This window comes from Agrobacterium sp. AGB01 (assembly GCF_014851585.1).
Lineage (GTDB): Bacteria > Pseudomonadota > Alphaproteobacteria > Rhizobiales > Rhizobiaceae > Agrobacterium.
Window position 1 is genome coordinate 890,974 of record NZ_JACVAB010000001.1, and the last position, 15,252, is coordinate 906,225.

Here is a 15,252-nt window from a genome sequence, read left to right on the forward strand (position 1 = left end):
CCCTATTCTGTCAGACTGCGCCGCTGAATGAAAAACCCCTTTAGCCGCTCCGTCTCTTCCGCGTTCCAGCCTTCTGGCTGTGTCACCTGTATCCAGGCATCAATATAATGCTCCGGCGCGTAGACGTGGCCATAACCCATCGGTGCCGTTGTTGCAGAGGCGACATCAAGTCCCAATTGCAGAAGTGTCACGACAGGGAACCAGCGCAGCGACAGCGACACATCCGGCCCTCGCGGCGTGTCCATCCATGCGGGACGGCGATAAAGCGCCGATGGCTCGAAGAAGGTAATCGGGTCGCTGGCATATTGCAGGTAGACAATCCGCATCGGTCCCCATGGCTTGTCTGGCATTTCCGCCGTGGTGGTCTGGTTGGCAAAGCGGATGACCGACGAATCCCGGAAGCGTGGCAACCATGCCGGCGAACCCGGTTCGCGGCCGTTGGTCGCCATGCGCCATGTTGTGCTGGAAAAGGGTGGTCCGCTCCATAGCGCACCGTCAAACGGATCGGCAAGAACATCATAAAGATCGGAGGATTTTTGTGAGTTCAGCGAGCCAAGGCTCAACCCATGCAGGTAGAGTTTGGGACGCTGGTCTTTTGGCAGTGTGGTCCAGTAACCATAGACCTCCTGAAACAGCGCCCGGCCGGTTTCGATGCCGTAATCCGGCTCGGTCAGCAGCGCCAGCCAGCTGGAGAGATAGGAATATTGCACGGCGATGCTAGCCGTATCGCCATGGTGCAGATATTCGAGCGTGTCGACTGCCTCAGGGTCGATCCAGCCGGTGCCGGTTGGCACGATGATGGCGAGCATTGAGCGTTCAAAGCCGCCTTGGCGCTTCAATTCCTCAAGCGCCAGTTTTGCTCGGTCCTGCGGTGTCTCGGCTGAGTTCAAGCCGGTATAGACGCGGATGGGTTCCATCGCCGGTTTGGTGGTGAAAGCTTCGATTTCTGCCTTCGAAGGGCCGGTTGCCACATATTCACGGCCGCGTCTGCCAAGCCCTTCCCAGCTGACGAGAGAAGCGCTGCTGCCGGTCTTGCTGGCATCTGTCGGTCGGGCAACATCTGGCTCCATCATCGAGTCGAACTGTTTCAATGATGAATCCAGCGCTCGGAGGCCGATGTCGAAAATGATACCGTTGACCACCATCCATGACAGCGACACGGCAACTGCGATGCCGACAACATTCGCCACCCGGCGCGGCAGGAAACGGCCACTACGCTGCGACGTAAACCGCAGGATAAACTGGAAAAGGCGACCGGCGGCAATCAGAACAATGCTGATAGCCGCAGCGATCAGGCCGGTTTTGGTCGGATGTGCACTATCAACCGGATGAAGCTGCATCAATATACGAATGGAGTTCTGCCATTCGGCTGCCTGCCACAAGAAAAAGATCGCGGTGACCAGGCTTGCAAAAGAAATGAGAAACCGTATGCCCCGCGCCTGATGGCGGTTCGGTTCCGGCAATTGCAGATAGGCCCACACCCAGTGCAGGAAGACACCGATCATGTAACCGGTGCTGAAGGCAAATCCACACAGTGCCCCCTGCATGACATAGGTCCGGGGTAGCAAGCTTGGCGTCAGCGACACGCAGAAAAACAGCGTGCCAATCAGAATGCCGGTGATTGAAAGAGAACGGAGACTATTCCTAAGGAATTGAAAATTCATGAGGGTTTCAAAATCCTGTTCGTCATGTCCGCAAGTCTATTACGGGTGTTTGGCGAAAGCCAACAGATAACTGTAATAATCAATAGCGGGCAGGAATGTGGTCCGGTGATTAAAGTCCTCACGATGAGACGCGCTTATGGTAAGACGGTTTTTCTGTTGAACTAGAGGAATCCGGCAATGGCCAAACGAACGTCACCTTGGGGTGGAAGTTATTCACACAAGATAAAGACCAACAAGCCGAAGAACGTGGCCGAGGCCGCCAACAATCGTCTGATGGCTATTGAGGCGATTGACCGCGGCATGTGTTTGTCGATGACATATGAAGGCCTTCCGAGGGTTGTCGAAGTTCACACTGTTGGAACGACAACGGCATTTCGGCCAGCGATGAGCGCTTGGCAAGTCGATGGTGAAAGCAATACGCCACCCATTCCTGATTGGCGGTTATTCAGCTTCGATGAATGCTTCAACGTCACGTTGACGAGCACGCCTTCTGAAGGCCCGCGCACCGGTTTTAGAAACGGTGCCAAACAATTCCGGAAAATCGACAGAGAGATTTGATGTGTCGTTCCGACGCACCATTTACCGTCAACTGAGGGCGGCAAATCTAATAAAGTAAGGGGCACTACGTGCCCCCTACGAAAACTTACAAAATATTACTTTTTGCTCGACGTAGCCGGCTTTTGCTTCGATCCCAGATCGCGCATCTGACGCCATTCATCTTCTAGACGCTGTGCAACATCATGGGGAATTGTCGATGTCATTGGCATTCCTCCTATTGGTCATGGCGGGGTGATGAACGTGAGGATTACTGTGATTGTTCCCGGCTTCAAGCAAAAAAATACTCCCGACCCGGCTTTGAGACATTAAAATCGATTAAGATTTTTTCAAATCGATTAGCATTTGATGAACGGAAATAATTGGCCTGCCGAGGAAAGGTGACGCCCCTGCATCATTGCGGGTCTTTTGAGGCAGGCCGTCCTTTTTCAGCACAAAAAATGCATTAAATCTGGATTGAGAATCTGCCCCCAAATCTGCTGCGGGATTATTTCAGCCGCACCACGCGGATTGATCATACAACGCGCAGGTGTTATCGCCGGGGCAGTTCAGACGAATATAAAGCAAGGTGCAGCCGTGATCCGTCACATCGTTTTTTTCACAGCCACAAAAGAAAATCGCGAAGCGGTCAGGGCAGGTCTGTCGATCCTCACGGCCATTCCGCATGCGTCCAAGCTGGAGATCGGCGAGAATGTGAAAAACGATCAGTGGCACAATGAGGTTGATTTTGTCGTATACGGTGAGTTCGAAGACGAGGCAGCCCTTGCCGCCTACAAGGCCCACCCGGAATACAATCGCTCGACCTCCACGGTAAAGCCGCTGCGCGAAATCCGCATCGCTGCCGACTATGATAACGCCAAGGCTGTGACCAGCCCGATCGTCGATTGAGCTCTTAGCCCTATTAAATGGCAGGATTTGCAAACCGCCCGAAAGAGATTTCAGGGCGGTTTTTCGTACTCGCTGGTCATCATTCTAGGTGGCGGGATCGAAACCATCCATCAGGATGAAGGAACCTTCCTGCCACTGGTGCTGATTGATCAGCGGCACCAGACGGGTGAAATGTTCGGTCGCACAATGGGCATCGAGTGCTGCCCGGTCTGGCCATTCCTCAACAAAAATGAAGTGGCCGGGATCTTTCTGATCAACAAAAAGATCATAAGCAATGCAGAGTTTTTCCTGTTTGGTTTTCTCAACCAGCTCGCGGTACAGCGGCATGACGATCTCGACTGCCTCTGGCCTGATGAAATCCTGCGCAATGACTTTGAGCATAAGCAATACCTCACGAAAACAAACCGCTACGACCTTTTGCGGAATCAAATTCCGCCAAAGTTGAATCAGTGTGTGAAGTACCGGACTCATTATGTGAAGGACAGCGCGCAAGAGATTCAAATGAATCGTCAAATCAGGTTTGATAAAGCGCAAAACACGGTCTTTCAGGCCACACCTGGTGGTCCTGCAAGTAATGCCGATCTTAATTCGAAGAAATGAAATATGTCTGAACGTCCCCATCGAACCCTGCGTCTGCAAGGGCGGCATCGATAGGTCGGATAGTAACAGTTCCCATCCGCAAAGAGGCTCGCCAACTCGCTCTTGTGGAATCACGCTGTGGATATCCACGGACAGGGTCTCCATGTACTTGGTAGTACGACTTCGTTTTATGGCAAAGTTTTTGCCATCAAGTCGTTGAAATGACAAAGAGGGGAAGGGCGGTGTAAACCTTGTTTTCTTGAATTATGGCGTCATTCATTTGCCATTCAGACGTATTGCGCTACATATTCTCTACCGTGTTTTGTATTTGGAAGTTTGTGGAATGGCATCACCTCTGATCATAGCGACGCTTGCAGCCGGACTATCCGGCTTCATAGCGCCGGAGGCTGATATGCAGGACCGGGTGATATTGGCCGCTGTAGATTGCAGTGCTGCCGTCTCCCGTGTCATCCGCGAAACCGGCGGCCAGCTTCTTTCCGCTCAGCCGTCGGGGGACGGCCAGAGTTGCGTTGTGACTGTGCTGGTGCAGGGCGGCGGCGAGCGACCAAGAAAAGTCACGATGAGAGTTCCCATGTAACTGGAGTTGCTGGCGGCGGGGGTATATCCTCGCCAGCACCCGGGCGGTGGGTGAATTAGAGGGTTAAGGGCGGACATGCGCATTCTTGTGGTCGAGGACGACACAAATCTCAACCGACAGCTGACAGACGCGTTGAAGGAAGCAGGATACGTGGTCGACCAAGCCTTTGATGGCGAGGAAGGGCACTACCTCGGCGATACCGAGCCCTATGATGCTGTCGTGCTGGATATCGGCTTGCCACAGATGGATGGCATTACCGTTGTTGAAAAATGGCGTGGCAGTGGCAAGGGCATGCCGGTGCTGATGTTGACGGCGCGTGATCGCTGGAGCGACAAGGTGGCCGGTATTGATGCCGGTGCCGACGACTATGTCACCAAACCATTCCATGTCGAGGAAGTTCTTGCCCGCGTGCGCGCACTTATTCGCCGCGCCGCTGGCCATGCCTCTTCTGAAATCATCTGTGGCCCGGTCCGCCTCGATACCAAGACATCCAAGGCGACGGTCAATGGCATCACGCTCAAGCTGACCTCACACGAATTCCGCTTGTTGTCCTACCTCATGCATCACATGGGTGAGGTCGTGTCCCGCACCGAACTGGTCGAACATATGTATGATCAGGATTTCGACCGTGACTCCAACACGATCGAAGTATTTGTCGGTCGCTTGCGAAAGAAGATCGGCATCGATCTTATCGAGACCATTCGCGGTCTGGGTTACCGCATGCAAGCGCCTGAAAATGCAAAATAGCTCGCTAACTGCCCGCGTTCTGCTGCTAGCCTCTTTATGGTCAGCACTGGCGCTGGTGGTGATTGCTGTGACAATTTCCACATTGTACCGGCAGGGTGCTGAGCGCAGCTTCAGCGACCTTCTGCGCGCCCAGCTTTACAACGTCATCAACTCGGTCTCAATCAGCAATGAAAATACGCTGACCGGCAGCCCGCAGTTGGGCGACCTGCGCTTTGCCCAGCCCGATACCGGTTGGTACTGGGTGGTGGAGCCACTTGGAAACTTTACCGCCGCTCCCTTGGTATCGTCATCGCTCGGTGTGGCAAGCCTGCCAGTTCCCGGCATTCTCGACGCTCCCTTCGACAGTCGTTATGAGCGGTTTTATCCCGTTGTCGATGAGGCCGGAAATCGTGTGCTGGTTGCGGAAACGGAAGTGGTGCTGGATGGCGAGGGACGTGCTGCGCGGTTTCGCGTGACCGGCAACCTTGATGTCGTCGAAGATGATATCGCCAGCTTCTCCAACAGCCTTTATATCGCATTGGCCATTTTTGGTGTCGGTAGTCTTGCAGTGAATGGCTTTGCCATTCTGTTCGGCCTTCGTCCGCTTGATAGGGCAAAGGTTGCGCTTGGAAAAGTGCGCAGTGGTGATGCCGAGCGTCTGGAAGGAACCTTCCCGCGTGAAATTCAGCCGCTTGCCACGGAAATCAATGCGCTGATCGATAGCAACCGCAGACTTGTCGAGCGTGCACGGATGCAGGTGGGCAATCTGGCCCATTCGCTGAAAACCCCGATTGCCGTTCTGTTGAATGAGGCGCGGCTGCTGGATCATCAGCAAGGCGAACTAGTTCGCACGCAGGCCGAGGCGATGCAGGCGCAGGTTCAGTCTTATCTCAGCCGGGCACGTATCGCCGCGCAGCGGGGTTCCATTCTGGCGCGTGTCGAGGCAGAGCCTGCACTGGAGCGGCTGGTACGTGTCATGCGCCGCCTTAACAGCGACAAGAATTTTACGCTGCAAGTGGCGCCAGCCGGTCTGGTTCTGGCCATGGAGCAGCAGGATCTCGAGGAGGTGGTTGGCAACCTGCTGGAAAATGCGGCACGGTTTGCCGCCTCTAACGTTAGTCTGACGCTGGAAGTTTCCACGCAGGCGCCGTCAGATCCCGAAGATGCCCGCCGAACCTGGGTGAACCTTGTTGTCGAGGATGATGGCCCGGGACTGGAGCCTGAGCAGATCAGTGAAGCGATGAAACGTGGCAAACGTCTGGATGAGAGCAAGCCCGGAACGGGGCTTGGGTTGTCCATCGTCAGCGAGGTTGCCTCGGAATATCATGGCACATTCAAGCTGTCGCGCAGTGCATTGGGTGGCCTCAAGGCTGAGCTGTTGCTGCCGGGACTTTCGAAAGAACATGTATGACAGTGCAGGCTACTCAAAAAACGACACCGGAAAACCGTGCAGCTTTCGTGGAGCGTGATGGAACGGCTGACGGCAAAGAGTCACTAAAACGCACCATCTCTTTGTTTTTACGTGTATCCCCAAGGAAAACTGCTTCACTCTTTTTCTGGAAGTGTTCTAGAATAGCGACAAGCGTATTCGTGGCCGGTGAAAACAGAAAAACAAGATTTGGTAAGATGATCAATCTCGCAATGCGTTCGGCAGTCGTATCGGCTGTATCCCTGTCTGTTTTGAGTGCCTGCACAACGACCAACCGTGCAGCGGGCACCGGTGGTTTGCTGTCGCGCAGCTCCGCCACCTCGACACCCTATATCGCCAGCCTGCAGGGGGGCATCATCGCGCGCAGCGGATTGAAGTTTGAACGCAATGACCTGCAGCGCGCATTGGAAGCCGAATACAAGGCACTTGAGGCAGCCCCCGGTGGCCAGCCCGTGACCTGGAGCGGCGACGACGGCAAGGGTCAGGTTGTGGCGGCAGCACCTTATCAGGTCGGCGGACAGAATTGCCGCCAGTATACCCACACCATCACCGCGGATAGCCGCGAGACGAAAGTGCGTGGAACGGCGTGCCGAAATGCGGACGGATCCTGGACGCCTTTGACATAAGTCATGGCAAGAGGGTGTTTTTAGCCCCATGAAAGATGCGCAAGGTTGCGGCACATTGCCTCAAATTTGCGTTATTGCGGGCCTGCTTGTTTCAAAAGGGACCGCCTTCGAGTAATGGGCATTATGTTCTGGATTATCGTCGCCATACTGACGGCAGCCGTGGCTGTTGTCCTCATGTACCCCCTGATGCGCAAGGCCGAAGTGCTGGAGGCAACAGAGAGCGGTGAAGTTGCCGTTTACAAGGACCAGATCGCGGAACTTGAACGCGAGCGTAAAGGCGGCCTGATAAGCGATTCCGAAGCGGAATATGCGCGTGCGGAAATCGGCCGGCGGCTTCTTGCTGCTGATGCAAAAAGTTCCACGAAATTGGACAAGCCTGCCCGCGTGCAAAGCAGCCACAAGTTTGCGTCTGCATTTGTCACCGTGCTGCTGCCTGCCTTTGGTCTCTGTCTTTACTTGCTGACCGGCAGTCCGGAAAAACCGGACATGCCGCTAGAGGCACGTCTTGCAAATCCCGGCAATAACATGTCGCTGCTGATCGCCAAGGCCGAACGTCATCTGGCGGAAAACCCCGACGATGGCGCAGGTTGGGACATTTTGGCACCGATCTACTTCCGCACCATGCGTTTGGGTGATGCCGAGCTTGCCTACCGCAATGCCATCCGTATCCAGGGGCCAAGTTCTGATCGCCTAATTGGTCTTGGAGAAACGCTGGTGGCGGCAAATGACGGTATCGTCACGGAAGATGCACGCTCAGCCTTTGAAGAAGGCCTTCGCCTTGACGCCACCAATCCGCGCGCCCGTTTTTATGTTGGCCTTGCCTATGAGCAGGCCGGCAGAAAACAGGAGGCACTCGCTACCTTTGAGGGACTGGTGAAGGATTCCAAATCGGATTCGCCGTGGCTACCACTGGTTAATGAGCATATCGCAGCATTGAAACAGGACAACGGACCGACCGTCGACAGGGCGCAAACCCAGACACAGGGTCAGGCACAATCACAGGACAGCGAGCAGCTTGGCAATCCGAGCGCTGAAGATATCGCCAATGCGCAAAGCATGAACACCGAAGAACGTCAGGCGATGATCCTCGGAATGGTCGAAAGCCTTGATGCACGCCTGCAGGAAAATCCTGACAATTTTGAGGGCTGGATGCGTCTGGTCCGTTCCTATGCCATGCTCAAGAACGAGACCAAGGCACAGGAAGCTCTGAAAACTGGCCTGAAATCATTCCCCGTACAGGGCGAACAGGGAAAACAGCTCGTTGCTTTGGCAAAAGAGCTGGGACTGTCGCTTGAAGGAGTTTCGCAATGACACGCAAGCAGAAACGCCTGACGATCATTGGCGGTGGGGTCAGCTTTATCATTGCCGCAGTTCTGCTGGTTATGTTCGCCTTCGGGCAGGCCGTTGCCTATTTTTACATGCCGTCTGATCTGGCCAAGACCACCGTTGAGCCGGGCACCCGCATTCGCCTCGGTGGGCTGGTGGGTGAAAACTCCGTGAAGCGCGGTGAGGGCACCACGATCAGCTTCAACGTCACCGATGGCTCTGCAACCGTGCCGGTAACCTATACCGGTATTCTACCGGATCTTTTCCGTGAGGGACAAGGCGTTGTCACCGAAGGCTCATTTGATGCGGCAAGCCACATGTTCGTGGCCGATAGTGTTCTGGCCAAACATGATGAAAACTACATGCCCAAGGAAGTTGCCGACGGTCTGAAAAAACAGGGTCTGTGGCAGCATGGCGAGGAAGAAGCCGCAAGTGGAGCAAAGCAATGATTACCGAGGTCGGTCACTATTCGCTGGTGCTTGCATTGGCTGTTGCCTTGATCGTATCGATCCTGCCGGTGATTGGCGCGCGTCGTAACGACGTTGCACTGATGGATATCGGAAGCCTCGGCTCCATCATGTTGTTCCTACTGGTCAGCCTTTCCTTTGCAGCGCTTACCAGAGCCTATGCGGTGTCCGACTTCTCGGTCGCCAATGTCTACCAGAACTCGCATTCGATGATGCCAATGCTCTACAAGCTCACTGGCGTTTGGGGCAACCATGAAGGCTCGATGATGTTGTGGTTGCTGATTATCACCTTCTTCAGCGCGCTGGTCGCCATTTACGGCCGCAATCTGCCGGATACGCTCAAGGCCAACGTGCTGGCAGTTCAGGCGTGGATTACTCTCGCTTTCCTGCTGTTCATTCTGCTGACTTCGAACCCGTTCGAACGGCTTGATCCGGTGCCGGCCGAAGGCCAGGACCTCAATCCGATCCTGCAGGATTTCGGTCTGGCGATCCATCCGCCGCTTCTCTATCTCGGTTATGTCGGCTTTTCCGTCTGTTTCTCCTTTGCTGTAGCTGCCTTGCTGGACGGTCGCATCGACGCAGCCTGGGCGCGCTGGGTTCGCCCGTGGACGCTGGCCGCATGGACCTTTCTGACGGCCGGTATTTCCATGGGCTCTTACTGGGCCTATTACGAGCTCGGCTGGGGCGGCTGGTGGTTCTGGGACCCGGTTGAAAACGCGTCCTTCATGCCATGGCTTGCCGGTACGGCACTGCTCCATTCGGCAATCGTCATGGAAAAACGCGAAGCGCTGAAAATCTGGACGGTGCTTCTTGCCATCATGACTTTCTCGCTGTCGCTGCTGGGTACCTTCCTGGTGCGTTCCGGTGTGTTGACCTCGGTCCACGCCTTCGCGACAGATCCAAGCCGCGGTATCTTCATCCTGGGCATTCTGACCGTGTTTATTGGTGGTGCGTTTGCGCTGTTTGCATGGCGGGCACCGATGTTGAAGGCGGGTGGCATGTTCGCGCCGATTTCGCGTGAAGGTGCACTTGTCCTCAACAACCTTGTCCTGACGGTTGCCACCGCGACGGTTCTGACCGGCACGCTTTATCCGCTGGTTCTGGAAACCTTGACCGGCGAAAAGATTTCGGTCGGTGCGCCGTTCTTCAATCTGACCTTCGGCCTTCTGATGGTGCCGATCCTCATCATCACACCATTTGGGCCGTTGCTGGCCTGGAAACGTGGTGATGCACTGGGTGCCCTGCAGCGGCTCTATGTTGCAGCCTCACTTGCATTCTTGGCTGGTCTTGTTCTGTGGTACGTGGAAAATGGCGGCCCGGTTATGGCGGCGCTGGGTATTGCCGCCGGTTTCTTCCTGATCATCGGTGCCTTTACCGACCTCTGGTACCGCGCCAACTTTGGCAAGCTGGCCTTCGGCATTGCTTTCCGCCGTCTGAAAGGTCTGCCACGCTCCGCATTTGGTACCGCTCTTGCCCATATGGGCCTCGGCATCACGGTTCTCGGCATCGTCATCGTGACCACCTACGAAACCGAACATGTGCTGGAAATGAAACCTGGCATGGTCACCGAAGCTGGCGGTTACACACTGGTATTTGATGGCATGCGCAGTGCTGCCGGCCCGAACTTTACCGAAGATCGTGGCCACTTCAACATTTTGAAGGGCGGTGTGATGGTTGCCGATGTCTGGTCGTCCAAGCGGCTCTACACCGCACGGCGTATGCCAACGACTGAAGCGGGCATTCTGACCTTCGGCCTCAGCCAGCTTTACGTCTCGCTTGGTGATCTCACCGAAAATGGTGGCATTGTCGTGCGTGTCTGGTGGAAACCATTCATTCTGTGCATCTGGGGCGGTACGCTGTTCATGATGGCTGGAGGCTTCATGTCTCTGAGCGATCGCAGGCTGCGGGTGGGGGCGCCCACGCGCAAGGTCAAGCCGGTCAAGGCACCAGCACTGGAGGCGGCCGAATGATCCGCAGTCTCGTCGTCGCCGTGCTTCTGCTGTTTTCGACAGTCCCTGCCATGGCGGTTCTGCCGGATGAAATCTTGAGCGATCCTGTTCTGGAAGAGCGCGCACGAAATCTCTCGGCGCAGCTGCGCTGTATGGTGTGCCAGAATCAGTCCATTGATGATTCCAACGCAGAACTGGCCCGCGATCTGCGCGTGCTGGTGCGGGAACGTCTGGTCAGCGGCGACAGCGATCAGGACGTGATCGCTTATGTTGTGTCCCGTTACGGCGAGTTCGTGCTTCTCAAGCCACGTTTCAGCGCTCGTACCGTGTTGTTGTGGGGCGCGCCTATCCTGTTGACACTGGCTGGCGTCACATCGCTGCTGGTCTTTGCCAGACGGCGTAACACATTGCCCACACAGCAGAAATTGTCTTCCGAGGAGGAAGCGAAAATCCGCTCACTTCTGGAAAAACAGGACTGACCCTTTTCGTGAGAGCCCGGACGGCGCCAACATTACCGATTTTTCATGCAGCAGACACCTGATTGTAAGGTGAGAGCTCCTATATCTTCATCATCCACCGCTTCCCGCTAACGGGCTCCAGTTTGAATGATGAAAGAAGGTACCTCCATGCTGAAGAATTTAACCGGACGCATTTCCGTAAACACCGCGCTCAAGACATCAACTGTTGCGGGTCTGGCTGCCGTCATGCTGGCCACCGGTCTCCCACTCCATGTTGGTCAGTCCTTGGCTGCACCTGTCGAGGTTAACGCGCCGCAGGTTGCAAGCTTTGCAAACGTGGTTGATGCCGTTTCCCCGGCCGTTGTTTCGGTGCGTGTACAGACCAATGTCCAGCCAGCGTCTGACGACAACAGCAACTTTTCCTTCAATTTTGGCGGTCGTGGTCTCGACCAGCTTCCTGACGACCATCCGTTGAAGCGTTTCTTCCGTGAATTCGGCGGGCCAACACCCGGTGACCGCGATCATGCAGACCGCGCACCAAACCGCCGTGGACCTGGCAAGGGCGCACTTCGCCCAACCTCGCAGGGTTCCGGCTTCTTCATCTCTGAAGATGGTTACATCGTCACCAACAACCACGTTGTCGATGATGGCGCTGCCTTCACCGTGGTAATGAACGATGGCACCGAATATGATGCCAAGCTGGTCGGCAAGGACAGCCGGACCGATCTGGCCGTGCTGAAGGTCGATGTGAACCGCAAGTTCACCTATGTTCAGTTTGCCGATGACAGCAAGGTGCGCGTTGGTGACTGGGTTGTCGCCGTTGGTAACCCGTTCGGCCTCGGCGGTACGGTCACGTCGGGCATCATCTCTGCCCGCGGCCGTGACATCGGTTCTGGCCCATACGACGACTACCTGCAGATCGACGCTGCGGTTAACCGCGGTAACTCCGGTGGTCCTGCCTTCAACCTAAATGGTCAGGTTGTCGGTATCAACACCGCGATCTTTTCGCCATCCGGCGGTAACGTCGGTATTGCCTTCGCTATTCCGGCAGCCGTCGCCAAAGACGTCGTTGCTGACCTGATGAAGGATGGCAAGGTGGAGCGCGGTTGGCTCGGCGTTCAAATCCAGCCGGTCAGCAAGGACATTGCGGAATCGCTTGGTCTTTCCGAAGCAAGTGGTGCTCTGGTCGTTGCACCACAGGCTGGCTCGCCTGGCGACAAGGCTGGCATCAAGCAGGGCGACATCATCACTGCCGTCAATGGTGACACCATCAAGGACGCTCGCGATCTGTCCCGCAAGATTGGTGCATTGGCGCCAAACACCAAGGTTGAAATCTCCCTGTGGCGCGACGGCAAGTCTCAGCCAGTCACCGTAACACTGGGTGACCTTTCCAGCGATGAGGCTTCCCCGACAACGCCAAGCACCTCGCAGGGCAATGAACAGCAGCCATCCAGCGAAAAGGCACTTGCAAGCCTTGGTGTGACGGTCGCTCCGGCAGAAGATGGCAAGGGACTAAGCATCACGGACGTTGATCCGGATTCCGATGCCGCAACCCGTGGTCTCAAGACCGGTGAAACGATCACCTCCGTGAACAACCAGCAGGTCAGCTCTGCGGCTGATGTGGAAAAAATCCTTGAACAGGCCAAAAAAGACGGCCGCTCCAAGGCTCTGTTCCAGATCCAGACCGAAAACGGCAGCCGCTTCGTCGCTCTTGATATCGATGCAGGCTAAGCCCGTTTGAACGTGTGCCGGGGCGTTCATGCCCCGGCATTTCCTTTTCAGGAGGTTTCTTATGGATATCAAGCTTCAAGATGCCACTGCCTCAACTGTTTCCAGTTGTGCGGAAAAGGCGGACGGCGCTAATGTGCCGCACATGAAGATTCTTGTTATTGAAGACGACCTTGAAGCTGCGGCCTACATGACCAAGGCATTCCGCGAAGCCGGGATCGTGGCCGACCACGCCAGTGACGGCGAAAGCGGCCTGTTCATGGGCTGCGAGAATACCTACGACGTTATGGTCATTGACCGTATGTTGCCGCGCCGTGATGGCCTGTCGGTCATCAGCGAGCTGCGCCGTCGAGGCATTGAAACACCTGTTCTTATTCTTTCGGCTCTCGGCCAGGTCGATGACCGTGTCACGGGCCTGCGTGCCGGCGGCGACGATTACCTGCCGAAGCCTTATGCATTCAGCGAATTATTGGCTCGCATCGAAGTGCTTGGGCGCCGCAAGGGCAAGCCTGAACAGGATATGGTCTATCGTGTCGGTGATCTGGAACTCGATCGCCTGTCCCATGATGTACGCCGCAACGGCAAGGAAATCCTGTTGCAGCCCCGTGAATTCCGGCTGCTTGAATATCTGATGAAGAATGCCGGTCAAGTCGTCACCAGAACCATGCTTCTGGAAAACGTCTGGGACTATCATTTCGACCCGCAGACCAATGTGATCGATGTGCACGTATCCCGCCTGCGCTCCAAAATCGAAAAGGACTTCGAGAAGCCTTTGTTGAAAACCATTCGCGGTGCGGGTTACATGATTAAAGACGAAGGGTAAGCCCGCATTATGGCTGGTTTCTGGCTTCTTCAGAGATCGACGGCGGTTCGTCTTTCTGCGCTTTACATTCTTCTTGTTGCCCTGTGCGCGGCATTTCTTGTTTTCTACGTTACAGCCCTGTCCGAACGTCTGCTGAACCAGCAGACGCGAGACTCGCTGGTGCAGGAAGTGCTTGAGGTCCAGCGCGCCTATGAACGCGGTGGCATTAACCCCATGCTGCGCATGCTGGAGCGGCGCGCGCGCCAGCCGGGCGCCAATCTCTATGTGATCGCTGGTCCCAATGGCGAAATTCTTGCAGGCAACGTTGCCTCGGTACAGCCTGGTATATTCGACAAGGAAGGCTGGACCGGATTTCCTTTCCGCTACCAGCGTTATTCGGAAACGGGCGACAGCGTAAAACATCTGGCCGCTGGCCACGTATTTTTCCTTGATAACAGCATGCGCATCCTGATCGGGCGTGATCTGGGTGAACCCACCAAGCTGCGTCTGCTGGTTCGCAATGCGCTGATGGTGGCACTTGCCATCATGGGTATTGGTGCACTGGTCATCTGGTTTGCCATCGGGCGCAATGCGTTGAAGCGTATCGACCGCATGTCTGCCGCCAGCAAGAAGATCATGGCGGGTGATCTGTCGCAGCGCCTGCCGGAGGGGCGCTCAGGTGATGAATTTGACCGACTGTCCAGTTCGCTCAACGCCATGCTTGGACGCATTGAAAAGCTCAATGAAGGCCTGCGTCAGGTCTCTGACAATATTGCCCATGACCTGAAGACACCACTGACGCGACTGCGCAACAAGGCCGCTGACGCGCTCGGCAGCCCGGATGACGACAGTCGTAAGATCGCACTGGAAGGCATTATTGGTGAATCCGACCAGTTGATCCGCACCTTCAATGCACTGCTGATGATTTCGCGCGTCGAGGCTGGTTCGATCGCGGCCGAAATGACGGAAGTGGATGTTTCCGCCATCGCGGCCGATAGTGCCGAACTCTATGAGCCGGTTGCCGAAGAGGTCGGGCTGACGTTGATTGCAGAGGTAGAGCAGGGTATCTCGCTGAATGGTAATCGCGAACTTATCGGGCAAGCTTTGACCAACCTGATCGACAACGCCATAAAATATTCCTCGGAAAGCGATGGCGAAAAACGCATTCGTGTCAGCCTTGCCAAAAGAGACCAGAAGATCGTTCTCTCCGTCAGCGACGACGGGCCTGGTGTCCCCGCCGACAAGCGTGGTGAGGTGAAAAAGCGCTTCGTCCGTCTGGATGAAAGCCGTTCCAAGCCCGGCACGGGCCTCGGCCTCTCGCTGGTGGAGGCGGTGATGGAACTGCATGGCGGCACGCTGGAACTGTCCGATACCAATCCCCTCGGTGCGGCATGTCCGGGCCTCACTGTTTCGATGGTCTTTCCCGTTTCAAATCCCTAAACTCTCGCCATTGAACG

At 55.7% G+C, this 15,252-nt stretch carries 15 protein-coding genes; 13 read left to right on the forward strand and 2 right to left on the reverse strand.

All coding sequences use genetic code 11. The features are described from left to right. Positions 1-2 precede the first annotated feature (2 nt). Complete coding sequence (locus tag IB237_RS04205; protein WP_192487327.1) at positions 3-1,664, reverse strand: alpha/beta-hydrolase family protein; 1,662 nt, start codon at positions 1,662-1,664, stop codon at positions 3-5. 177 nt (positions 1,665-1,841) lie between these two features. On the opposite strand from IB237_RS04205, the gene IB237_RS04210 reads away from it, so the two are divergent. Together IB237_RS04210 and IB237_RS04215 are read left to right on the forward strand one after the other, a co-directional pair. Beyond that, positions 1,842-2,222: a hypothetical protein gene (locus IB237_RS04210; protein WP_192487328.1), complete on the forward strand. Its 381-nt coding sequence runs from the start codon at positions 1,842-1,844 to the stop codon at positions 2,220-2,222. 573 nt (positions 2,223-2,795) lie between these two features. Then, complete coding sequence (locus IB237_RS04215) at positions 2,796-3,107, forward strand: Dabb family protein (RefSeq protein WP_192487329.1); 312 nt, start codon at positions 2,796-2,798, stop codon at positions 3,105-3,107. 84 nt (positions 3,108-3,191) lie between these two features. Here IB237_RS04215 and IB237_RS26520 read toward each other — a convergent pair whose 3' ends face one another. After that, entirely contained in the window at positions 3,192-3,836 is a 645-nt protein-coding gene (locus IB237_RS26520) for a putative quinol monooxygenase (RefSeq protein WP_371815230.1), read from the reverse strand. Between the two features lie 193 nt (positions 3,837-4,029). On the opposite strand from IB237_RS26520, the gene IB237_RS04225 reads away from it, so the two are divergent. From IB237_RS04225 to IB237_RS04275, 11 genes are all read left to right on the forward strand, one after another. Further along, complete coding sequence (locus tag IB237_RS04225; protein WP_192487330.1) at positions 4,030-4,284, forward strand: hypothetical protein; 255 nt, start codon at positions 4,030-4,032, stop codon at positions 4,282-4,284. A gap of 75 nt (positions 4,285-4,359) precedes the next feature. Then, positions 4,360-5,031, forward strand: a complete 672-nt coding sequence (locus IB237_RS04230) for a response regulator transcription factor (RefSeq protein ID WP_192487331.1) — start codon at positions 4,360-4,362, stop codon at positions 5,029-5,031. Further along, on the forward strand, positions 5,021-6,421 hold the full coding sequence (locus IB237_RS04235; RefSeq protein ID WP_192487332.1) for a HAMP domain-containing sensor histidine kinase: 1,401 nt from the start codon (positions 5,021-5,023) through the stop codon (positions 6,419-6,421). The genes IB237_RS04230 and IB237_RS04235 overlap by 11 nt, the downstream gene beginning before the upstream one ends. Positions 6,422-6,636: 215 nt before the next feature. After that, entirely contained in the window at positions 6,637-7,065 is a 429-nt protein-coding gene (locus IB237_RS04240) for a hypothetical protein (RefSeq protein ID WP_192487333.1), read from the forward strand. Between the two features lie 123 nt (positions 7,066-7,188). Continuing rightward, positions 7,189-8,376 carry a c-type cytochrome biogenesis protein CcmI gene (ccmI, locus tag IB237_RS04245; RefSeq protein ID WP_192487868.1) on the forward strand — a complete coding sequence of 396 codons (1,188 nt, stop codon included), beginning with the start codon at positions 7,189-7,191 and terminating at the stop codon, positions 8,374-8,376. Beyond that, a complete protein-coding gene (gene ccmE / locus IB237_RS04250; RefSeq protein WP_192487334.1) occupies positions 8,373-8,840 on the forward strand; it encodes a cytochrome c maturation protein CcmE in 468 nt (155 codons plus the stop codon). Before ccmI ends, ccmE begins: the two co-directional genes overlap by 4 nt. Further along, the gene (locus IB237_RS04255) at positions 8,837-10,828 is read left to right on the forward strand and encodes a heme lyase CcmF/NrfE family subunit (protein WP_192487335.1); all 1,992 of its coding nucleotides are present in this window, start codon (positions 8,837-8,839) and stop codon (positions 10,826-10,828) included. The genes ccmE and IB237_RS04255 overlap by 4 nt, the downstream gene beginning before the upstream one ends. Then, complete coding sequence (locus IB237_RS04260) at positions 10,825-11,286, forward strand: cytochrome c-type biogenesis protein (protein WP_192487336.1); 462 nt, start codon at positions 10,825-10,827, stop codon at positions 11,284-11,286. Before IB237_RS04255 ends, IB237_RS04260 begins: the two co-directional genes overlap by 4 nt. 147 nt (positions 11,287-11,433) lie before the next feature. After that, the gene (locus tag IB237_RS04265) at positions 11,434-12,996 is read left to right on the forward strand and encodes a Do family serine endopeptidase (protein WP_192487337.1); all 1,563 of its coding nucleotides are present in this window, start codon (positions 11,434-11,436) and stop codon (positions 12,994-12,996) included. 61 nt (positions 12,997-13,057) lie between these two features. Continuing rightward, positions 13,058-13,816: a response regulator transcription factor gene (locus tag IB237_RS04270; RefSeq protein ID WP_285200493.1), complete on the forward strand. Its 759-nt coding sequence runs from the start codon at positions 13,058-13,060 to the stop codon at positions 13,814-13,816. Between the two features lie 9 nt (positions 13,817-13,825). Beyond that, entirely contained in the window at positions 13,826-15,235 is a 1,410-nt protein-coding gene (locus IB237_RS04275; protein WP_192487338.1) for a HAMP domain-containing sensor histidine kinase, read from the forward strand. Positions 15,236-15,252: the final 17 nt, after the last annotated feature.